Annotated in this window: 19 protein-coding genes and 1 riboswitch; of the genes, 16 read left to right on the forward strand and 3 right to left on the reverse strand. The window is 66.1% G+C overall.

Translation table 11 applies throughout. From position 1 onward, the window contains the following. The first annotated feature begins 68 nt into the window (after positions 1 to 68). The 9 genes from pdxT (at position 69) to IWX62_RS11915 (ending at position 10,109) form a co-directional block, all read left to right on the forward strand. Positions 69 to 773 carry a pyridoxal 5'-phosphate synthase glutaminase subunit PdxT gene (gene pdxT, locus IWX62_RS11875; protein ID WP_196841630.1) on the forward strand — a complete coding sequence of 235 codons (705 nt, stop codon included), beginning with the start codon at positions 69 to 71 and terminating at the stop codon, positions 771 to 773. Then, on the forward strand, positions 757 to 1,515 hold the full coding sequence (locus tag IWX62_RS11880) for a YebC/PmpR family DNA-binding transcriptional regulator (RefSeq protein ID WP_196841631.1): 759 nt from the start codon (positions 757 to 759) through the stop codon (positions 1,513 to 1,515). Before pdxT ends, IWX62_RS11880 begins: the two co-directional genes overlap by 17 nt. 48 nt (positions 1,516 to 1,563) lie before the next feature. Next, the gene (gene ruvC, locus IWX62_RS11885; RefSeq protein WP_196841632.1) at positions 1,564 to 2,136 is read left to right on the forward strand and encodes a crossover junction endodeoxyribonuclease RuvC; all 573 of its coding nucleotides are present in this window, start codon (positions 1,564 to 1,566) and stop codon (positions 2,134 to 2,136) included. Between the two features lie 88 nt (positions 2,137 to 2,224). Further along, entirely contained in the window at positions 2,225 to 2,851 is a 627-nt protein-coding gene (gene ruvA, locus IWX62_RS11890; protein ID WP_196841633.1) for a Holliday junction branch migration protein RuvA, read from the forward strand. Next, the gene (gene ruvB / locus IWX62_RS11895; RefSeq protein WP_196841634.1) at positions 2,851 to 3,978 is read left to right on the forward strand and encodes a Holliday junction branch migration DNA helicase RuvB; all 1,128 of its coding nucleotides are present in this window, start codon (positions 2,851 to 2,853) and stop codon (positions 3,976 to 3,978) included. The genes ruvA and ruvB overlap by 1 nt, the downstream gene beginning before the upstream one ends. A gap of 103 nt (positions 3,979 to 4,081) precedes the next feature. Further along, entirely contained in the window at positions 4,082 to 4,618 is a 537-nt protein-coding gene (locus tag IWX62_RS11900; RefSeq protein WP_333483389.1) for a preprotein translocase subunit YajC, read from the forward strand. A gap of 89 nt (positions 4,619 to 4,707) precedes the next feature. After that, positions 4,708 to 6,447 (forward strand): protein translocase subunit SecD, encoded by a 1,740-nt coding sequence (gene secD, locus IWX62_RS11905; protein ID WP_196841635.1) that lies wholly within the window; start codon positions 4,708 to 4,710, stop codon positions 6,445 to 6,447. Then, a complete protein-coding gene (gene secF / locus IWX62_RS11910; RefSeq protein ID WP_196841636.1) occupies positions 6,448 to 7,458 on the forward strand; it encodes a protein translocase subunit SecF in 1,011 nt (336 codons plus the stop codon). It begins immediately after the preceding gene. A gap of 401 nt (positions 7,459 to 7,859) precedes the next feature. Further along, on the forward strand, positions 7,860 to 10,109 hold the full coding sequence (locus IWX62_RS11915) for a RelA/SpoT family protein (protein WP_333483397.1): 2,250 nt from the start codon (positions 7,860 to 7,862) through the stop codon (positions 10,107 to 10,109). A 12-nt stretch (positions 10,110 to 10,121) separates the two neighbouring features. Here the strand turns inward: IWX62_RS11915 and IWX62_RS11920 are convergent, their stop codons facing one another. Then, positions 10,122 to 10,745 (reverse strand): hypothetical protein, encoded by a 624-nt coding sequence (locus tag IWX62_RS11920; RefSeq protein WP_196841638.1) that lies wholly within the window; start codon positions 10,743 to 10,745, stop codon positions 10,122 to 10,124. A gap of 139 nt (positions 10,746 to 10,884) precedes the next feature. After that, positions 10,885 to 12,603: a DUF349 domain-containing protein gene (locus IWX62_RS11925; protein ID WP_196841639.1), complete on the reverse strand. Its 1,719-nt coding sequence runs from the start codon at positions 12,601 to 12,603 to the stop codon at positions 10,885 to 10,887. Positions 12,604 to 13,013: 410 nt separating this feature from the next. On the opposite strand from IWX62_RS11925, the gene hisS reads away from it, so the two are divergent. After that, a complete protein-coding gene (hisS, locus tag IWX62_RS11930) occupies positions 13,014 to 14,360 on the forward strand; it encodes a histidine--tRNA ligase (RefSeq protein WP_196841640.1) in 1,347 nt (448 codons plus the stop codon). 28 nt (positions 14,361 to 14,388) lie between these two features. Here hisS and IWX62_RS11935 read toward each other — a convergent pair whose 3' ends face one another. Then, entirely contained in the window at positions 14,389 to 15,672 is a 1,284-nt protein-coding gene (locus IWX62_RS11935) for an APC family permease (RefSeq protein WP_196841641.1), read from the reverse strand. A gap of 117 nt (positions 15,673 to 15,789) precedes the next feature. Between IWX62_RS11935 and aspS the strand changes: the two genes are divergently transcribed. From aspS to ribA, 6 genes are all read left to right on the forward strand, one after another. Then, positions 15,790 to 17,556 carry an aspartate--tRNA ligase gene (aspS, locus tag IWX62_RS11940; RefSeq protein ID WP_196841642.1) on the forward strand — a complete coding sequence of 589 codons (1,767 nt, stop codon included), beginning with the start codon at positions 15,790 to 15,792 and terminating at the stop codon, positions 17,554 to 17,556. A 141-nt stretch (positions 17,557 to 17,697) separates the two neighbouring features. After that, positions 17,698 to 17,841: riboswitch (FMN riboswitch) on the forward strand. Between the two features lie 103 nt (positions 17,842 to 17,944). Continuing rightward, positions 17,945 to 18,628, forward strand: coding sequence for a nicotinamide riboside transporter PnuC (pnuC, locus tag IWX62_RS11945; RefSeq protein WP_196841643.1), 684 nt, complete (start codon positions 17,945 to 17,947; stop codon positions 18,626 to 18,628). Between the two features lie 5 nt (positions 18,629 to 18,633). Then, positions 18,634 to 19,752: a bifunctional diaminohydroxyphosphoribosylaminopyrimidine deaminase/5-amino-6-(5-phosphoribosylamino)uracil reductase RibD gene (gene ribD, locus IWX62_RS11950; protein ID WP_196841644.1), complete on the forward strand. Its 1,119-nt coding sequence runs from the start codon at positions 18,634 to 18,636 to the stop codon at positions 19,750 to 19,752. Further along, positions 19,737 to 20,447, forward strand: a complete 711-nt coding sequence (locus tag IWX62_RS11955; protein ID WP_196841645.1) for a riboflavin synthase — start codon at positions 19,737 to 19,739, stop codon at positions 20,445 to 20,447. Before ribD ends, IWX62_RS11955 begins: the two co-directional genes overlap by 16 nt. After that, positions 20,444 to 21,103, forward strand: coding sequence for a 3,4-dihydroxy-2-butanone-4-phosphate synthase (gene ribB / locus IWX62_RS11960; RefSeq protein WP_196841646.1), 660 nt, complete (start codon positions 20,444 to 20,446; stop codon positions 21,101 to 21,103). Before IWX62_RS11955 ends, ribB begins: the two co-directional genes overlap by 4 nt. Continuing rightward, the gene (gene ribA, locus IWX62_RS11965; RefSeq protein WP_196841647.1) at positions 21,100 to 21,732 is read left to right on the forward strand and encodes a GTP cyclohydrolase II; all 633 of its coding nucleotides are present in this window, start codon (positions 21,100 to 21,102) and stop codon (positions 21,730 to 21,732) included. The genes ribB and ribA overlap by 4 nt, the downstream gene beginning before the upstream one ends. Positions 21,733 to 21,777 lie beyond the last annotated feature (45 nt).

Here is a 21,777-nt window from a genome sequence, read left to right on the forward strand (position 1 = left end):
ACACCTAACTTATCGCAGTCGGGCCTGCTGTTTATCCCCAGTGGGGTGCCCCAACCTAGAATGGTCTGATGACCTCTTTCCCCGCACCGGACTCATCCGGCGTGCACGTAGGCGTGTTGGCCGTCCAGGGTGACGTGCGAGAACACATCAGTACGATCGAGTCCCTGGGGGGCCGTGCCAGCGCCATCCGTCGGCCGACGGAACTGGCTGGGCTTGATGGCCTGATCATCCCCGGCGGCGAATCCACCGCCATGGACAAGCTCACCCGGGCCTTCGACCTGGCCGAACCGCTCCGCGACCTGATCAGGTCCGGGCTGCCCGTCTACGGGTCCTGCGCCGGCATGATCATGCTCGCCGACGCCATCGCGGACCCGGCGACAGACCTGCAGGGCCGCCCCCAGCAGACCTTGGGCGGGCTCGACATCGTGGTGAGACGCAACGCGTTCGGCAGGCAACGGGATTCCTTCGAGACCGATCTGGAGTTTTCCGGGCTGGCCCCTGACTGCTCCGGCAACGTGACGCCGGTCCGCGCCGTCTTCATCCGCGCACCCTGGGTTGAACGGGTGGGGGACTCGGTCGAGGTGCTGGCCCAGGTGCCCGCAGCAGACACGCAGCATCCGGAAACCCACCGGGTCGCTAGGATTGTTGCGGTGCGGTCGGGAAACCTTCTCGCCACCAGCTTTCATCCCGAGGTAACCGGGGAGCGGCGGATTCACCAATTGTTTATGCAGATGATCCTAAGGAGAACGGTAGATCATGTCGGGGCACTCTAAATGGGCAACCACCAAACACAAGAAGGCCGCGATTGATGCGAAGCGTGCCAAATCCTTTGCCAAGCTGATCAAAAACATTGAGGTGGCCGCCCGTGCGGGCGGCGCCGATCTGGCGGGAAACCCGGGCCTGGAGCTCGCGGTACAGAAGGCGAAGAAGACTTCGGTACCGATCGACAACATCAACCGCGCAGTGAAGCGCGGCGCCGGTCTGCTGGGCGACGCCGTCGAGTACCAGACGATCATGTACGAGGCCCGCGGACCGCAGGGATCAGCCCTGCTGATCGAGTGCCTCACCGACAACAAGAACCGCGCCGCCTCGGAAGTCCGGCTGGGGGTCACCCGCAACGGCGGATCAATGGCCGATCCCGGTTCCGTGGCCTACCTCTTCACCCGCAAGGGTGTGGTGACGCTGCCCGCCAACGAGCTCACCGAGGATGACCTGCTGCTGGCCGTCCTCGACGCCGGCGCCGAGGAAGTCAAGGAGACGGCAGGTCGCTTCGAGGTCATTTCCGAACCTCAGGATCTGCGTGCCGTGGTGTCGGGCCTTGAAGAAGCCGGTATTGAGTATGACACCGACGAGGCCGAGTTTGTCCCGTCCATGCAGGTGGAGCTGGACGCCGACGGCGCCCGCAAGTTCATCCGCCTGGTCGACGCGCTGGAAGACCTCGACGACGTCCAGAATGTGTACTCCAACGCCGATCTCTCCGATGAGGTTCTGGCTGAGCTGGACGGCGACGACTAACCCAGTGCCTACCCCTCCAGCCCTGCCGTGTCACCGCCGGGTCACCGCATGACCCTGCGCGTGATGGGTGTGGACCCGGGCCTGACCCGGTGTGGGCTGGCCGTGGTCGATATTGAACCCAACCGGCGGTCAACCCTCGTTGCTGTGGGGGTGGTGGGTACGCCCGCCGACCAGCTGCTGGACCGCCGGCTCCTCGTCATCTCCGATGCCGTCGATGAATGGCTCGAGGCCCACTCGCCGGACGTGCTCGCCGTCGAACGCGTGTTCAGCCAACTCAACGTCAGCACGGTGATGGGCACGGCCCAGGCCTCCGGCGTCGTCATGGTCGCAGCGGCCAGGCGGGGCATCCCGGTGGCGCTCCACACACCCACCGAGGTAAAGGCGGCGGTGACCGGCAACGGGCAGTCGGACAAGGCGGCGGTCACCAAGATGGTGACGAAGATCCTCCGCCTCGACGCGGCACCGAAACCAGCCGACGCCGCCGATGCTCTGGCGCTGGCCATCACCCATGCCTGGCGGCAGGGGGTCGCCGCCAACCGGGCGTCGGCCAGCGGCGGCACAGCGACCTCAGCCCAGCGCATCTGGGCTGAGGCCGAGGCGAAAGCCCGACGACGCCGGTAACCCGACGGTGTGGCGCTCCGGAAAAAGTCAGTGAACACCAGTACGCTGTTCGTAGATATGTTCGGATAGAAATTTTGGAGTAGCGCGCATGATCAGTTCCCTCCGCGGCACCGTTAGCCACGTTGGCCTCAACTCGGCCGTGCTGGACGTCAACGGGTTTGGCATGCAGATCCTTGCCACCCCTCAGACCCTTGCCACCCTCCGCACCGGGCAGGAAGCCCAGGTCTTCACGGCAATGATTGTCCGCGAGGATTCCATGACGCTGTTCGGGTTCGAGGAAGCCGACCAGCGCGAGGTGTTCGAGACGCTGCTTGGTGTCAGCGGCGTCGGGCCCCGGCTCGCCCTGGCGGTGCTGGCCGTGCACACGCCGGAAGCCATCCGGGTGGCCGCGTCATCCGGCGACGACAAGGCGTTCAGCAAGGTGCCCGGCATCGGACCGAAGGGTGCCCGACGGATTGTGCTTGAGCTGGCCGACAAGCTGGTTCCCCTCGGCACCGCCGGTACGACGCCGAAGAACACCTGGCAGGGGCAGGTCCTGACGGCGATGATGGGCCTCGGCTGGTCGGAAAAGGATGCCACAGCCGCGATCGATGCCGCGACTGCCGAAGCACCCGAGGTGGCCGCGACGGGCGACGTCGGAGCCATCCTCAAGCTCACCCTGCGCAGGCTCGGCCAGGACGGTGCCCGGGCGTCAGCACGTAGCCGGGTCAGCTGATGGCCGTCGACGACGCTGCAGCGGGGGAGGAGACCCCGGTGGTCTCACCCTCGGGCGATCCTGAAGACCGTGCGGTCGAGGCGGCGCTGCGCCCCAAGAACCTCGACGACTTTGTGGGGCAGCAGCGGGTCCGCCGGCAGCTCTCGCTGGTGTTGGAGGCCTCACGGCTGCGCGGCAGGACTGCCGACCATGTGCTGTTGTCCGGCCCCCCGGGGCTCGGCAAGACCACGCTGGCCATGATTATTGCCGCCGAGATGAACGCACCGCTGCGGATCAGCTCCGGACCGGCCATCCAGCACGCCGGTGATCTTGCCGCAATTCTTTCGTCCCTCACCGACGGTGAGGTGCTGTTCCTCGACGAAATCCACCGCATGTCCCGGCCCGCCGAGGAAATGCTGTACATGGCGATGGAAGACTTCCGGGTGGACATCATCGTCGGCAAGGGGCCCGGGGCAACGGCCATCCCGCTCGACCTGCCGCCGTTCACCCTGGTCGGTGCCACCACCCGCGCCGGGCTGCTTCCTGGCCCGCTGCGTGACCGGTTCGGGTTCACCGGTCACCTTGAGTTCTATTCGACGGCGGAGCTTGAGCTGGTGCTGCGGCGGTCGGCGATGCTGATGGATATGAAGGTCAACTCGGCAGCCTTCTCGGAGGTGGCTGGCCGGTCCCGCGGCACGCCCCGCATCGCCAACCGGCTGCTGCGCCGGGTCCGGGACTGGGCGCTGGTGCACGGCGTCGACCTGATCGACGCGCGCTGCGCCGGGGCGGCCTTGGACATGTATGAGGTGGACACCAAGGGCCTCGACCGGCTCGACCGGGCGGTCCTGACCGCGCTGATCACCAAGTTCAACGGCGGCCCCGTGGGCCTGTCCACCCTGGCCATCGCCGTCGGCGAGGAACCCGAGACGGTCGAGACGGTCGCCGAACCCTACCTGGTGCGGGAAGGAATGCTGGGACGGACCCCCCGCGGCCGGATCGCCACCCGGGCTGCCTGGGATCATCTTGGCCTGGTGATGCCCGCCACTGTTGCAGCAGCCATGCCGGAAGATCTGTTCGCTGTGCTCTTGGAGGAGGACAACCTGAGCGGCAACGGCGGGGTAACGGATTGGGTCAACACCGAGCGATAGGTGGGCCGGAGGCACGCGCCGAATCCCGTTTCCCTTTACACTGATATGACGTGCGGCACGTCAGGTGCGTGCGGATCCCCAGATATAGAAACGGAATTACTCTGTGTTCCCCTCTCTTATAGCCCAGACTGCAGCCCAAGAACCAGGCTTTGACATTTTCAGCCTGCTCCTCCCGGTAGCACTCGGTGTATTGATCTTCATGATGTTCCGGAGGCAGCGGAAGACCCAGAAGACCATCAAGGAGCAGCGCACCCAGATGGTTCCCGGCACCGAAGTGATGACCAACTTCGGCCTGTTCGGTACTGTCATCTCGCTTGACGAAGAGGCCAACAAGGCCCTCCTGCAGCTCGGCCCCGGTGCCACTGCCACGGTCCACATGCAGACCCTCACCAAGGTGGTCCAGCCAGAGCCCGCGGACGACGACGAGGAGACGCCGGCCGTTCCCGACGACGCCTCCTCGCTGACCAGCCCGGTTGCCGATACCCCAGTCACCAACACCCGGACCACCGCCGTCGACGGCCCGGACCAGAATCGTCGGGATGACGCACTTCCCGGCACGGACGCCGAGCGCCCCGTCGCCCGCCCGGACGACGAGATGCGTCTGGACTATGACAACAAGCGGGATAACAAAGACAACTAGCGCCCGGGTGGGGCCAGCACCGTGACGGTGCTGGCCCCACTGCCACCAGCACCACCCCAGCGCGCTCTCTCGATAAAAGGAAATTCCACATGCCTCGTACCGGCCCAGGCACGGCAGCCAAACGGACCCTCGTATGGCTCGGCGTTATGTTTGCATTACTCGCAGTTCTCCTGGGCAGCGGGTCCATCTGGGGCACCGCGAGCTGGAGCCCCAAACTGGCACTCGACCTTGAGGGCGGAACCCAGATGATCCTGGCGCCGCAGGTCCAGGGCGGCAGTGAAGAGATCACCGAGGAGCAGCTCGACCAGGCGGTCGAAATTATCCGGCAGCGCGTCGACGGCAGTGGTGTGGCCGAGGCCGAGATCAACACCCAGTCGGGCCGCAACGTCATCGTGTCCCTCCCCGGTATCCCGGATGCCGAGACCCGTGAGCTGATCCAGGCTTCGGCGCAGATGGAATTCCGTCCGGTACTGTTCGGCGGCCCGGGCCAGGCGCCCGCAGCCGAGACACCGACCCCCGAAGAGGAACTGCCCGTTCCCACTGCCGAACCGACCGACGCGAGCGACCCCAACTGGATTACCGGCGAGGTTCTCTCAGCATTCGAGGCACTGGACTGCACCTCCCCTGAAGCCCTGGAGCCTGCAGAAGAGGCAGTACCAGCCGACGAGCCGATGGTTGCCTGCGAGCCGGGCACCCAGGGCAAGTACATCCTCGGGCCGGTCGAGGTGCCGGGCACTGACATCGACACAGCGGACTTTGGGATGCAGCGCAGCGCACAGGGTCAGTCGCTGAACACCTGGGCCGTCAACATTCAGTTCAACGCCGAAGGCAGCGAGACCTTCCGCGAAGTCACTGAGCGCCTCTTCGCCTTCGGGCAGGGCGATCCGCGGAACCAGTTCGCCATTGTGCTGGACGGCACCATCATCTCCGCTCCCACCACCAACGCTGTGATCCCGGACGGCCGGCCTTCCATCAGTGGCAGCTTCACCGAAGAGTCGGCAGCAGCACTCGCCGAACAGCTGAAGTACGGCGCTCTTCCCATCAGCTTCGAAATCCAGAGCGAACAGCAGATTTCGGCAACCTTGGGCGCCGACCAGCTGAGGCTTGGCCTGATCGCCGGCATCATCGGCCTCATCCTGGTGGCCGTCTACTCGATCTTCCAGTACCGGATGCTGGGGCTGGTCACCATCGCCTCCCTCGTCGTCGCCGGTCTGCTCACTTACCTGGCCATCTGCATCCTCGGCTGGACCGAGAACTACCGTCTGTCCCTGGCGGGTGTTGCGGGCCTGATTGTCGCCATCGGGCAGACCGCCGACTCCTTCATCGTGTACTTCGAACGAATCCGCGATGAGCTCAGGGACGGTCGCGGCCTGGTGTCAGCGGTCGAGAACGGCTGGCGCAGGGCCAAACGGACGGTCCTGGCCTCCAAGGCAGTCAACCTGCTGGCCGCCGTCGTCCTGTACTTCGTGGCAGTGGGCAACGTGCGAGGATTCGCTTTCACCCTCGGCCTGACGGCTGTGGCCGACCTGATTGTGGTCTTCCTGTTCACTCAGCCGGTCATGCGGCTGCTGGCCAAGACCAAGTTCTTCGGCGAGGGACACCGGTTCTCGGGGCTCGATCCGAAGAAGCTCGGCGTCATGCCGTTGTACCGGGGTGCCGGCAGGATCCGGATGCCTTCCGCTACCCCCGAGACGGCTGCCGCCGGCCGCACCAAGAACAAGGCAGTGTCAGGCGAAATCGCCCGACGCACCACCATCGCAGAGCGGCGGCTGGCTGAACAAAAAGCCCTTGCCGCGCGCAGCAATGGCACCGACGAGAAGGACAAGTAAATGCGGGGCTTTAGCTTTGCCAAGTTTGGCAACGACCTCTACTCGGGCAAACGGTCCTACCCCTTCGTGGGGAAGCGCAAGCTGTGGTTCACCATTGCCGCGGTAGCAGTCCTGGTGTCCATCCTGATCCCCGTGGTCAAAGGCGGATTCAATCTCGGGATCGACTTCCGGGGCGGATCGGAGTTTACCGTCTCCAGCGTGGAGAACACCGACGTTGCGGTGGGCGAGCAGGCAGTGACCGACGTCGTCGCCGACGCCGTTCCCAGCGTCACAAACATCGCCCCGCAAACCATGCGCATCCAGACCGAACGGCTCTCCGACGATGAGACCCTCAGCGTCAGGGATTCACTGATCAGCGCGTATGACGTCACGGCTGAGGAAGTCACCTCAACGTTCGTGGGACCCACCTGGGGTGAGGACGTCAGCCGGCAGGCGCTAATCGGCCTGGTGGTCTTTGTGGCCCTGGCTGCCGTGTTGATGGCTATCTACTTCAGGACCTGGAAGATGTCCGTCGCGGCACTCACGGCGCTGGTGGTGGTGATGACCGTGACCGCCGGGCTGTATTCGCTCAGTGACTTCGAGGTCACCCCGTCAGCGGTGATCGGGTTCCTCACGGTGCTCAGTTACTCGCTCTACGACACGGTGGTGGTCTTCGACAAGGTCAGGGAAAACACGGCAGACCTTGATGTCTCAACAAAGCGGACCTTCGCCGAGCAGGTAAACCTCGCGGTCAACCAGACCCTGGTCCGTTCCATCAACACCTCGGTGGTCGCGGTGCTGCCGGTCGCCTCGATCCTGTTCATCGGGGCGCTGCTCCTCGGAGCGGGCACCCTGCGGGACCTCTCCCTGGCTCTCTTCATCGGCATCATCATGGGTACCATCACCACCCTGTTCGTGGCTGCACCCATGTACGCGTGGCTGCGGATGCGGGAACCTGACATCAAGCGGCAGGAGAAGCGGGTCCTGCAGCGCCGGTCGGTGGAGGCGGCGGAGGCCGTCGCTGCCAGCTAGGCGCCCCGACCGTCTTCGAGTGTGACCGACCGTGTCCTGGGCCCCATCGGGGGTCCAGGACACGGCTGTTTATTGCCGCAATCCGTCCGCCGCCGGGAAACTGTGCCGCACGGTTTGGTTTGCACGTCTAGACTTAAATATGCGCGCCGGAGAAGTGGCGTGGTGTAATTCTTTTCAGCCGTCTGACGGGTGAGGAATCGGAGTGGTACGTGGCAGAAGCCAGTGGTCCAGCAGAGCGGCCAGACACGGACAGCCGTGAGGAGCGCCGTGGGGCAGTCTCGCGCCCGTCGACCGCCCAGCTCGAACAGGTTCCGGCGCCCCCGGCTGCCACTCCACCCGTTCGCAGTGACGCCGCGTCGTCGTCGTCGGCACCCTCAGCGGGCAGTGCCGACCACAGCGCGCTGCCCGAGCGGAAGGTCCGGACCCGCTCCCGGTTGGCGCGGCTGACGGGCAGGGGAGCGCCGGGCTACTCGCCTGTGCTCGAACCCTTGCTGAGGACCGTCAGGGCCAACAACCCCAAAGAGGACCTGGACCTCATCCAGCGGGCGTACCTGGTAGCCGAGCGCAGCCATGAGGGCCAGAAGCGAAAAAGTGGGGACCCGTACATCACCCACCCGGTCGCCGTCGCAACCATCCTTGCCGAACTGGGGATGACCGGGACCACTCTCGCCGCCGCACTGCTGCACGACACCGTCGAAGACACCGCGTGTACCCTCGACGACATCAAGCGGGACTTCGGTCCCGAGGTGGCGATGCTGGTGGACGGTGTCACCAAACTGGACAAGGTGTCCTTCGGTGACGCAGCCCAGGCTGAGACGGTCCGCAAGATGGTGGTCGCCATGGCCAAGGACATCAGGGTGCTGGTGATCAAGCTCGCCGACCGGCTCCACAATGCGCGGACCTGGCGGTTCGTCTCACCCGAATCGTCAGCCAGGAAAGCGCGGGAAACACTCGAGATCTTCGCCCCCCTCGCCCACCGGCTGGGCATGAACACGATCAAGTGGGAGCTTGAGGATTTATCCTTCGCTGCGCTGCACCCGAAGGTCTACGAAGAGATTGTGCGGATGGTGGGGGACCGCACCCCCGAACGCGAGAAGCATCTGTCAGTGGTGCGCACCCAGATCGGTGAGGACCTCCGGTCGGTGAAGATCAAGGCGACCATCACCGGCCGCCCGAAGCACTACTACTCGATCTACCAGAAGATGATTGTCCGCGGCAAGGACTTCGATGACATCCACGACCTGATGGGGATCCGGGTCCTGGTGGATAGTGTCAGGGACTGCTACGCCACCCTCGGTCAGCTGCACGCCCGCTGGAATCCGCTCCCCGGGCGGTTCAAAGATTACATCGCGATGCCCAAGTTCAACATGTACCAGTCCCTGCACACCACGGTGATCGGGCCGGGCGGTCGTCCGGTGGAAATCCAGATCCGGACCCACGACATGCACCGCCGCGCCGAATACGGTGTGGCCGCGCACTGGAAGTACAAGGGCACGGGCGCGAGGGTCGGGGATGGACCCGACAACAGCGACATGGGGTGGCTGCGGAGCCTGGTCGACTGGCAGCAGGAAACCTCCGACCCTGATGAGTTCCTGGATTCGCTGCGCTTCGAAATCAATGCACGCGAGGTCTTCGTCTTCACCCCCAAGGGCGAGGTGATGGCGTTGCCGTTCGGGTCGACGCCGGTCGACTTCGCCTACGCCGTGCACACCGAGGTGGGCCACCGGACCATCGGCGCACGGGTGAACGGCAAGCTGATCCCCTTGAACAGCGAACTCAACCACGGCGACTGGGTGGAGATCTTCACCTCCAAGGCCGAGGGCGCCGGGCCAAGCCAGGACTGGCAGGGATTCGTCAAGAGCCCCCGGGCACGCAACAAGATCCGGCAGTGGTTCACCAAGGAACGCCGTGAAGAGGCGATTGAGAAGGGCAAGGAACTGCTGACGCGCGCGATGCGCAAGCAGAACCTGCCGTTGCAGCGCATGATGACCCACGACGCGCTGATGGCCGTCGCCCAGGAGCTCAGGCACGCGGACATCGCGGCGCTGTACGCGGCCGTCGGGGACGGGCATTCATCAGCGCAGAACGTGATCGAACACCTGGTGGCGCTGATGGGCGGCAACGAGGGTGCCGAAGAGAGCATCGCCGAGTCAACGGTTGCCACCACCCCCCGGCGGCCCAAATTCTCCGATTCCGGGGTGACGGTGCGCGGCGTGGGGGACGTCTGGGTGAAGATTGCCCGCTGCTGTACCCCGGTCCCACCGGACCCGATCATTGGTTTCGTCACCCGCGGGTCGGGTGTTTCCGTGCACCGCAACGACTGCCGCAACGTCGAGGAACTGCGCGACCAGCCGGACCGGATTGTGGACGTCGAATGGGCTCCCACCCAGTCGAGTGTGTTCTTGGTCGAAATCCAGGTGGAGGCACTTGACCGGAAGAGTCTGCTCTCCGACGTCACCCGGGTCCTCTCGGAGAACCACGTCAACATCCTTGCGGCGAGCGTCAATACCTCGACAGACCGGGTTGCGTTGTCGCGGTTCGCCTTCGAAATGGGTGATCCGAAGTATCTGACGCACATCCTCAACGCCGTCCGTCGAATTGACGGCGTGTTTGACGTCTATCGGACCACCGGCGCCCAGCGGCGGCTCTAAGCGGTCACGCCCTTACCCCGAGTGCAGGGCGGTCTGCAGGCGAGCTAGAGCGCGGTTCTTGCCGGGAACACGCCGGGTGGCCTCAAGCGCCCTGACCACCAGGACCAGGTCGCAGCCCAGCGACGGCTGGGTGGCCAGCCTGATCAGGCTTGGCAGTGCCCAGGATTCATGGCCGTGAACTGCCACGTCCAGGGCAGTCCTGAGGGGCGAGGTGACTCCGACACCACCCAGGACCGTGACGTCGCAGGGACCGAGGGTGACCTGGTGCATCAGGGCGTCGCTGAACGGCGGCAGTGCTGTGGTGCGCCGCCGGTGATCAGTCACGAGATTGACCGAGCCGGGCAAGCTCGAGCAGCCATACACCCAGGCAGCGCTCTGCCGGGCCAGGGCCACCTTGGGGCGCAGCGGTTCCGGAACGCACAGGATGGCCGACTGCGCGCGGGACACCGGATCGAGCTTAAGGTCGGCACGCGCATACGATTCCCCGCACACCCGGTGGAGCAGGCCATCAATGCACATGGCCTGCAGCTCAACGGTGCTGAAAATGTCATTGGCACGGAACAGGACGCCGCCGGTGGAGGTCACCGGCTCTGCCCTGTCCACCGTGGACTCCGCGCCCTGCAGGTGTTGGGACATAGCCCAAGCATTCCTACTTGACCGGTAAAACGAAAGCCCCGGGCGTCGGGATGTGGATAACCAAAAAGCCCGGTCAACCAGACTCTGGCTGACCGGGCTTTCGGAACGTCATCCCTGCAGACAGGGGGCGGGGTGGACCCTAGGAGAAGTCCTTCGCCGACTTGCGGAGCATGTCCAGCCACTGCTCGCGTGCGGCCAGCGCCTCCTTGGCAGCGGCAATACGCTTCGCATCGCCTGCCTTCTCAGCCGCTCCCAGATCCTCCTGGAGCGCTGCGATGGTGGACTCCAGCTGGCTCAGCGCGCTGTTGGTGCGGGCCTGAGTCTCCGGGTTGGTCCGCTCCCAGTGGGCGTCGTCGGCGGACTTGATAGCGTCCTCGACCTCACGGATACCAGCCTCGATGCGGCCCATATCGGCGCGCGGCACCTTGCCAGCTTCTTCCCAGCGGTCGCGGATCGACTGCAGCGATTTCTTCGCCGCGGCAAGGTTCTTGATGGGCAACAGCTGGCGGGCTTCCACCAGCAATGCCTCCTTGACCACCAGGTTGGCGCCGTACTCCTCGTCGATCGCCTCGTTGGTGGCTTTCCTCGCCGTGAAGAACCGGTCCTGGGCGGCACGGAAGCGCGCCCAGAGGGCGTCGTCGTCCTTGCGGCTGGCCCGCTTGGAGGCCTTCCATTCGTCCATCAACCGGCGGTACTCGCCAGCGGTGTGGCCCCAGTCGGTGGATGTGGACAGCGCCTCGGCCTGCTGGATGAGTGATTCCTTGGCCTGCTTGGCTGACGCATTGTCGGTGTCCAGCTGGGAGAAGTAGGCGCGGCGATGACGGTCGAAAATGGTGCGCGCTGCGCGGAACCGCTTCCACAGGCCATCCTCGGTGCCGCGGCCCAGACGAATGCCATTCTTCTGCGCGGCCTTCCAGGTCTCGAACAACTCGTTCATCCGGGTACTGGAGGCTTTCCACTGAACGGTGGACGGGTCGCGGCCAGCGATTTCCTCGGCTTCGGCAACAATCGCTTCACGGGCCGCCAGCTCGGCGGTCTTCAACGCATCCTGGACTGCCTTCTCGGCGGCAACAAGTTCGGAGATTGATCCGGTCAGGGCATCCAATCGGGCCTCGAGAGCCAGCACGTCGCCGACCATCTTCTTCTCGGCGACCTGTTCGCGCAGGTGATCAGCAGTCTTCTGCATGTCGGCAGACGGTGCCTTCGCCTGCACCCGCTGCTCAAGGAGCACAATCTGGCTGGCGACGTCGTCGTACTTCCGGACGAAGTACGCCAGCGCCTCATCCTTCGATGCATCCGGGTACTGGCCCACGGCGTGCTCTTCGCCGTTGACGATGAGGAAGACGTGGCCGTCGTCCTCTACGCGGGCAAACTTGGCTGCTTCGCTGAGCGGGGTGTTGTGCGCCGGGGGAGCAGCGACTGCTGCCCCCGGCTTCGCGCCTGGCTTGCCGCCAGGCTTGGCACCGGGACGCGGAGCCATCGCGGCGGGGCTGGGGGCCGCGCTCGGGTGGGGAGCCGGGCGGCCGGCTTCGGGAGGAGCCGCGGGAGCCGGTGCTGCCTTGGGGGCCTCAGGAGCCGGGGATGCTTCGGCTTCGGGGGTTGCTTCGGCTGCCGGGGCAGCTGGCTCGGCTGGTGCAGCCTGCTCAGGTTCGACCGCTGGCTCAGGCTCAACTACCGGTTCAGGCTGGAGTTCAGCCGCAGGTGCCTGTGCGGGCTCCGCTGGGGTTGGCTCCGTTGCCTGTGCGGGCTCCGTCGCCGGCTCTGCCTCAACCGCCTGCTCCTGGCTGGTGGGGGGTACCTCGTCGCCTGTCGTCTCGTCGCTACGGGGTGTTTCGTCGGATTGCTGACTTTGTGTCACCGCTAGAAGTCTTTCGCTCGTTGGTTTGCCTGCTACCTCGCGGCAATTAGTTCAGGGCTACTGAGTCTATCGTCACAGCACTTGCCGGGGGACCGTTCTCTATCGTCTACCGGCTTTTGCCCGGTATCCCGGTGCTGCGCAGCCTAAGAGGCTACTTTACGCATAAGGGGTCAGCAGCGGAATCTTGTGGCGTCTGCCCGGGGTGACTGCGGGGGTGAGGAATCCGGACCGCAGGGGTCAACCTCGTCGGCGGTGCTGGAAATGGTGCCCACCGATGTCCAGGTTGACCCTCTCGGGTGGGGTTCAGCGACCGGGAAGCGGTAAAGCGTTTCGCCAGGGTCCACCGCAACCCCTAAAATGAGTGCCGCACCAGTCACCCGAAAGCTACGTACTGCAAGGAGCTCAGCCGCATGGCACGCAAGGCCTCACTGTCAGGTTTTCCAGAATGGCTGCCGGAGGAGCGTCTGGTGGAGTTGCATGTGCTGGACACGCTGCGGAAGACCTTCGAGCTGCACGGATTCTCCAACATTGAGACCCGCGCTGTCGAGACGGTGTCCCACCTGCTGCGTAAAGGCGACATCGACAAAGAGGTCTACGCCGTGTCCCGGTTACAGGCCGACGACGACGGCGGCCGCGCGGCAGGCGCCGACGACGGACTGGCCCTCCACTATGACCTGACGGTCCCGTTTGCCCGCTACGTGGTGGAAAACTCGGGACACCTCGCCTTCCCCTTCCGGCGCTACCAGATCCAGAAGTGCTGGCGCGGCGAACGCCCCCAGGACGGCCGGTTCCGTGAGTTCACCCAGGCGGACATAGACGTGGTGGGCGACGGCGTCCTCCCGTTCCGGTACGACGTCGAACTGGCCCTGGTGGTGGTGGATGCCCTGTCGGCGTTGCCCATCCCCGACTTCACTGTGCGGGTCAACAACCGGAAACTCGCCGAGGGGTTCTATCGCGGCATCGGCATCGAGGACACTGCAGGGGTGCTGCGCAGCATCGACAAGCTGGAGAAAATCGGCGCCGAGAAGGTGACTGCGCTCCTCCAGACCGAGCTCGGCGCCACAGCGGAGCAGGCCGAACTCGCCCTCCGCCTCGCCTCCATCCGGACCGCAGATGTGTCCTTCGTCGACCAGGTCCGCGCCCTCGGGGTCACCCACCCGCTGCTCGAAGAGGGGCTCGGTGAACTGGAACAGGTCATCGCCGAGGCGTCGAAGCGTGCTCCCGCCCGGGTGGTCGCGGACCTCAGCATCGCCCGCGGCCTGGACTACTACACCGGCACCGTCTACGAGACGGTGCTCAACGGGCACGAATCGCTGGGCTCGATCTGCTCCGGCGGCCGCTACGACAGCCTCGCCGCCAAGGGTAACCGCACCTTCCCCGGCGTCGGACTCTCGATTGGCGTGACCCGGCTGGTGTCGCGGATCCTCAGCCAGGACTTCACCGCGGTATCCCGTCAGGTACCCACCGCGGTGCTGATCTCGCTGACCGATGACAGCTCGTGGTCCGCGGCGCAGGACATTGCCGCGTCCCTCCGCGGCCGCGGCATTTCCGCCGAGGTGGCGGCGTCCGCCGAGAAGTTTGGCAAGCAGATCAAGTTCGCTGACCGGCGCGGCATCCCCTTCGTCTGGTTCACCGCCGAGGACGGCACCCATGAGGTCAAGGACATCCGCACCGGTGCCCAGGAACCAGCCGATCCCGACACCTGGACCCCTCCGGCAGTGGACCTGGTGCCAACCGTGCTCCGCGCTGATGGCTAGGCGGTGCGCCCCGCGGCTGCCCGGCTCGCTAGGCTCGCCGTCGTCGTCGTACTCCGACGACGACGGCGCGGCCCAGCACTCCTGCCGCCAGCACGGCCAGCATCGTGACGACCGAAATCACCGGCAGCGTGAGCGCCAGCAGCACGCACCCCACGAACCCCACCACGTTCAGCACCCGCGGCGAATGCCACGGCCGTTGCGTGAGGGTGAAAGCCGACAGGTTGGCGACCGCGTAGTAGATCAGCACGCCAAAGCTGGAGAACCCCACCACCGTCAGGACATCGGTGGTCAGGAGCAGGCCGATGACGACGGCGGCGGTCGCCAGGTCCGCGGCGTAGGGAACCCCAAAGCGCTGCCAGATGCCAGCCAAAGCCCTGGGCAGATCTCCCTCCCGGGCCATGGCCAGCGTGGTCCTGCCCACCCCGGCGATGAGGGCCAGCAGGGCACCGAGACTGGCAAGGGCTGCCGCGATGGTGACCGCCGTCGCCGGGATCCCTGAGGTTGAGGCGGCGAACACCTCAAGCAAGGGCGCAGCGGACCCGGCGAGCGCCGTCGGGCCGAGCGCCGAAAGCAGGCTCACGGAGAGGAGCAGATACAGCACCAGGGTGAAGGCGAGAGATCCGAAGATGGCCGCCGGAATGTTGCGTTGCGGCTCGCGCACCTCTTCGCCCATGGTGGCCACCCGCGCGTACCCCGCGAACGCGAAGAACAGCAGCCCGGCGGCCTGCAGTACGCCGAGCCAGGTGGTGGGCAATGCCACGGCATCGGCCGGTGCTGGTGAGGCGAAGGCCGCCACCACCACGAACGCCAGCACCGGGACCACCAGGGACACGATGATCCGGGTCATCAGGGCGGTCCTGCTGACGCCCAGCAGGTTCACCGCCGTCAAGCCCACCACGGCGGCGACTGCTGCTGCGGTTTCGAAGCCGGGGGCGGCGTACAGCCCGAAGGTCAGGGCCATCGCGGCGCAGGAAGCGATCTTCCCGGTGACAAAGCTCCAGCCCGCAATGAACCCGGGCCAGGGACCAAGCTGGCGTCGCCCGTAGACATAGGTGCCGCCACTCTGCGGGTGCACTGCGGCAAGCTGTGCGGACGCCGCCGCGTTGCAGTAGGCGACAAAACCGGCGATGGCCACGGCGAGGGGAAGCCAGCTTCCGGCCGACGCTGCGGCCGGTGCGAAGACCACGAACACGCCGGCGCCGATCATGGAGCCGATCCCCACGGTCGTGGCGTCGAAGCCGCCCAGCTGCCGCCGGAGTCCTGGCTGAATGGTCGGTTTCGGATTGGTCTCTGGTGGTTCAGCAGTTGCCATGTGTGATTCCCTGCCGTGGCGGGTAGGTCCCGGTATCACCGGTAAACTCGAACGAGACGATCTTTTCATACGCGGGTAGCGCTTTTCTGCCCCGCACCTCCACCCGGAAGGAATGCTGTGCTGCGCACACATGACCTCGGTTCGCTACGGACTGAGCACATTGGACACACCGTCACCCTGGCAGGCTGGGTAGCCCGCCGCCGAGATCACGGCGGGGTAGCATTCCTTGACCTGCGCGACGCCTCGGGTTTCGCCCAGGTAGTGGTCCGTGAAGAGGAAGTGTTCCACGGACTGCGCAACGAGTACGTGCTGCAGATCACCGGGACCGTCGAGAAGCGGCCCGAGGGCAACGAGAACCCGGCGCTGGCCACCGGCGGCATCGAAGTCATCGCTGAGACGGTGACCATCCTCAACACTTCCGACCCGCTGCCGTTCCAGATCGACGAGCACGTGGAGGTGGGCGAGGAAGCCCGCCTGAAGCACCGCTACCTCGACCTGCGCCGGCCAGCACCCAACGCCAACCTCCGGCTGCGTTCCGAGGCGAACCGGGTGGCCCGCGAGCTGCTGCACCAGGACGGTTTCGTCGAGATCGAGACCCCCACCCTGACCCGGTCCACTCCCGAGGGTGCCCGTGACTTCGTGGTGCCCGCACGTCTGGCGCCCGGCTCCTGGTACGCCTTGCCGCAGTCCCCGCAGCTGTTCAAGCAGTTGCTGCAGGTCGGCGGTTTCGAGAAGTACTACCAGATTGCCCGCTGCTACCGCGATGAGGACTTCCGTGCGGACCGCCAGCCCGAGTTCACGCAGCTCGACATCGAGGCCAGCTTCGTGGAGCAGGACGACGTCATTGCCCTCGGCGAGAGCCTGGTCAAGGCCCTCTGGCAGCTGATTGACGTCGAGATCCCCACCCCGATCCAGCGGATGACCTACGCCGACGCGATGGCCCGGTTCGGCTCCGACAAGCCCGACCTGCGCTTCGGCCTGGAGCTGACCGAGCTGACCGAGTTCTTCAAGGACACCGACTTCGGCGTGTTCAAGGCCCCCTACGTCGGCGCCGTCGTCATGCCCGGCGGGGCTTCCCAGCCGCGCCGCCAGCTTGACGCTTGGCAGGAATGGGCCAAGCAGCGCGGCGCCAAGGGGCTCGCATATGTTCTGGTCGATGACGACGGCAGCCTCCGCGGCCCCGTCGCCAAAAACCTCACCGACACCGAGCGGGAGGGCCTGCCGTCCGCCGTCGGCGCCAACCCCGGCGACTGCATCTTCTTCGCCGCCGGCGAGAAGACACCGTCCCGTGCACTGCTCGGCGCCGCTCGCGTCGAGATCGGCCACCGCACTGGGCTCATCGACCCGAAGGCCTGGGCGTTCGTCTGGGTCGTCGACGCGCCCATGTTCGAACCGGCGTCGGCGGCTGTTGCAGCCGGCGACGTAGCGGTCGGCGGGGGAGCCTGGACGGCGGTGCACCACGCGTTCACCTCGCCGAAGCCCGAATACATGGACACCTTCGACAAGGATCCCGAGACCGCACTGGCCTATGCCTACGACATTGTCTGCAACGGCAACGAAATCGGCGGCGGCTCGATCCGTATTCACCAGCGCGATGTGCAGGAACGGGTGTTCTCGGTGATGGGCATCAGCCAGGAGGACGCTCAGGAGAAGTTCGGCTTCCTGCTCGAAGGGTTCAAGTTCGGCGCGCCCCCTCACGGCGGCATCGCCTTCGGCTGGGACCGCGTCGTCGCGCTGATGGCCGGAACCGAGTCGATCCGCGACGTCATCGCGTTCCCGAAGTCGGGTGGCGGCTTTGATCCGCTGACAGCCGCCCCCGCTCCCATCACCGCGCAGCAGCGCAGGGAAGCCGGAGTGGACTTCAAGCCGGAGAAGAAGAACTAGGAAGGTCTTCACACCCCACCCGTTCGACGGCAGAGAGGTTCCGTCCGGGGAGGGGCATTCGGGGAGGGGTGCTGGGGCTGAACTGGTTTGTCACGGGAATGGACACACACTTAATTCGGTTATGAAATACTGATACACACAAACGTGCTCCGGGGTCGGTGTAATTCCGAACCGGCGGTTATAGTCCGCGACCCGTCCGTGCCAGCGCTACCCGCGCTGGAATGGGCGGTTGAGCCGGTGAAATTCCGGGACCGACAGTTAAAGTCTGGATGGGAGAAGCGCGTGCAGCTTTGGCTGTGCTGGTTTGTTGGCGCCTTTGCGCCGACACCTGGCACCGGCCGTTCCTGTCGTTACCCCCGGAGCGCACCGCTCGAGACAAGGGAACGACATGGACTTTCTGAGGTGGCTGTTCGACGCTCAGATCCCTGTTGCCGGAAGCGCTCTGCTGCTCCGCGAGGTGATCGGCAACATTTTCGGTCTCCTCAGCGCGCTTGGCGGGATGCGCCGGAAGCTGTGGGCCTGGCCCGTCGGCATCATCGGCAACCTGTTACTCCTCACCGTCTTCCTTGGATCATTCTTCGGCGGGGCTGACGCCGCCAACCTCCTGGGTCAGGCCGGCCGCCAAATCATGTTCATCGCCGTCGCCGTCTACGGCTGGGGCCAATGGCGGGCGAGCACCCAGACTGACGGCCACGCCATCACGCCGCGCTGGGCACCCCGTCGGGCACGGATCGGGTTGGTAGCGGGAATGATCCTCGGCACTGTGGCGCTTACCCCCCTCTTCAGGATGCTTGGCTCCTACGAACCGGTCTGGGCCGACGCCTGGACCTTCGTCGGCTCCCTGCTGGCCACCATCGGCATGGCCAAGGGCTGGGTTGAGTTCTGGCTCATCTGGGTGGCAGTCGACGTCGTCGGGGTCCCTCTGCTCTTCAGCGCCGGCTACTACGCGTCAGCCTTCATGTACCTGTTCTACGGGATCTTCACGCTGATCGGCTTCTTCGTCTGGGCGCGGGCGCGCGACCGCAGCAAGCCCCACGAAGGCGTCCTCCACCCAGATCCCGCCCTCCGGTGAGCGCCATGAACCGGCCAGCGTCCGACGCCGAAACCGAGGCGATGCGGCACGCCCTCGCCTTGGCGGGCCGAGGGGTCCGTGGCGCCAACCCTCTGGTCGGATCGGCGGTCCTCGACGAGCGCGGGACCATCATCGGCACCGGTTACCACCGGGGTGCAGGCACCCCGCACGCGGAGGTTGACGCCCTCGCCGATGCCGCCACCCGGCGCGCCGACCTCACCGGCTGCACGCTGATCTGCACCCTCGAACCCTGCAGCCATGCTGGCCGCACCGGGCCGTGCACCGAGGCGATCGCTGCCGCGGGGATCGCCCGCGTGGTCTACGCCGCCGATGATGTCCACGGCCCGGCCGCCGGTGGCGCCGGCTGGCTCCGGGACCGTGGCGTGGACACCGTCGGGGGGCTGCTGGCCGACCAGGCTCACCGCGTGAACCACCGGTGGCGGGATGCCACCAGCTCGCACCGCCCGTTCGTCACCCTCAAGATCGCCCAGACCCTCGACGGCCGGGTCGCAGCAGCGGACGGCTCCAGCCAGTGGATCACCGGCCCCGAGTCACGCACCGACGGGCACGCCATCAGGCGGCGGGCCGACGCCGTCCTGGTCGGCACCGGCACGGTGTTCGCCGACGACCCCCGCCTGTCGGCCCGGCACCCTGACGGATCCGATGCCGAACACCAGCCCCTGCGTGTGGCAATGGGGCTGCGCCAGGTCCCGGACGACGCAGCAATCCGCAGCGGACGATTCCTCCAGCTCACCACCCGCGACCCGTGGGACGCGGTCAAGCACCTGGCCGGCGACGGCGTGGGCCACCTGATGATCGAGGGCGGTCCCACCATTGCCAGCGCGTTCCTGGCGGCGGGCCTGGTCGATGAACTGCTCATCTACCAGGCGCCGATTCTGCTGGGCGCCGGGATTCCAGCCGTCCAGTCCATCGGGGTTTCCTCGCTCGGAGATGCCAGTATTTGGGTCCTCGACCCGCATGGCGGGGACGCAGTCACGCAGTGCGGCAGCGATGTTCGCCTTCACCTCAGCCCGGCACCGGCCGGTCCGGCACCCGCCAGTCATCAGACCCCGTCCCAGACGACACCCAGCAGCAAAGGACCCACCACATGTTCACAGGAATAGTCGCCGAACAGGGCAGCGTTGTCTCACTGGATGTCTCCGCCGACCAAACCAGCGCCGTCCTGGTCTTCAACGCACCCACCACGGGCCAGGACCTGGGCCTGGGCGGATCAATCGCCGTCAATGGTGTCTGCCTTACTGCCACCAGCATTGACCGCGGCAGGATCGCCGTCGATGTGATGGGCGAGACCCTGCTGCGGACCACCACCGGGTCCCTGGTCCCCGGCAGCGCAGTCAACCTTGAGCGCTGCGTCCCGGCGGCCGGTCGGCTCGATGGACACGTGGTCCAGGGGCACGTGGACGGCATCGGAACCCTGCTGGAGCGGGAGAATCAGGGCGCCTGGCATCGGCTGCGCTTCGGCCTGCCGACCCGGCTGGCCCGCTACGCCGCAGAAAAAGGGTCAATCACTGTCGACGGCGTGTCGCTCACCGTCAGTGCGGTCAGCCCCGTTTCCGCCCCCGACCCCTGGTTTGAGGTGGGCCTGATTCCCACCACGCTGCAGGAAACCAACCTGGGCCTGAAGCGGACCGGGGATTCGGTGAACCTGGAAATGGACGTCCTGGCCAAGTACGCTGAACGGCTGATGAGTTTCATGCTGCCGGCCTGGCAGTCGCCGAACACCCAGTCGATCCCCATCCAAAAGCCTGCAGTTCAGAAACCGGCGTCGCCACCAGCCATCGCGGAGCCGCAGCCATGACCGCGCATCACGCGGAACCGGTGGCAGGGCCCATCCATCTGGACCCCGTGCCCGCAGCGGTCGCAGCGATCGCCGCGGGCCGCGCCGTCGTCGTCGTCGATGATGAGCGGCGCGAGAACGAGGGGGACATCATCTTCGCCGCCCAGTTCTCCACCCCGGAACTGATGGGCTGGACCGTCAGGTACACCTCGGGGGTGCTGTGCGTGCCGATCAGTGGCGCCGTCGCCGACCGGCTGGCCCTGCCGCCCATGACCGCCGTCAACGAGGACGCCAAAGGCACCGCCTACACCGTCTCCTGCGACGCTGCCGAAGGCGTCAGCACGGGGATCAGCGCAGCCGACCGGGCTGTTACCGCACGGCTTCTCGCCGATCCGACGACGACGGCGGCGCACCTCACCCGGCCGGGGCACATGTTCCCGCTCCGCGGCGCCCCCGGAGGGGTGGGCGAACGTCCGGGCCATACGGAGGCGGGCCTTGAGCTGTGCACCCTGGCCGGCCTTGAGCCGGCGGCGGTGATCGCCGAGCTGGTGCACGACGAGGGGCACATGATGCGGCTGCCAGCGCTGAGGGACTTCGCCGACACTCACGGACTGCCTCTGATTTCCATCAAAGACCTGCTGAGTTACCTATCGACACCCGTGAAGGACCCACGATGACCACCTCCAACGTGACCGGCGGGCCGGTGATCACCCTGCCGACCGCGTTTGGGCAGTTCACCACCCAGGCGTGGACCGACGAGCTGACCGGCGTCGAGCACCTGAGCCTGACCTCGCCGGGCAGCAGGGCAGTGGCGGCCGAGGCCCCACTCGTCCGGTTGCACTCCGAATGCCTGACCGGGGATGTGTTCTCCTCCTTCCGATGCGACTGTGGAGAGCAGCTCGAGCAGGCACTGCAACTCGTTTCCGAGCAGGGCGGCATCGTGCTGTACCTGCGCGGGCAGGAAGGCAGGGGGATCGGGCTCGCAAACAAGATGCGGGCCTACGCCCTTCAGGAAGACGGAGCCGACACCGTCGAGGCCAACGAACAGCTCGGCCTGCCGGTCGATTCCCGGGACTACCAGGCAGCAGCGGCGATCCTCCACCAGCTGGACCTGGGCGTGATCCGGCTGCTCAGCAACAACCCGGAGAAGCGGGACAAACTGCGTGAGCACGGCATCGAGGTCACCGCCATGGTGCCGTCGGTGGTGCCAGCGCGGGCCGAGAACCAGCGGTACCTGCAGACCAAACGGGACCGGCTGAACCATCAGCTCACCCAGCTCGAAGACCACGGCATCCGGCAGAGCTAACCCGACACCACTGTTCACCCGATCACCACACCGAAAAGAGACCCC

This window comes from Arthrobacter sp. CAN_A1 (assembly GCF_015751665.1).
GTDB lineage: Bacteria > Actinomycetota > Actinomycetes > Actinomycetales > Micrococcaceae > Arthrobacter_D.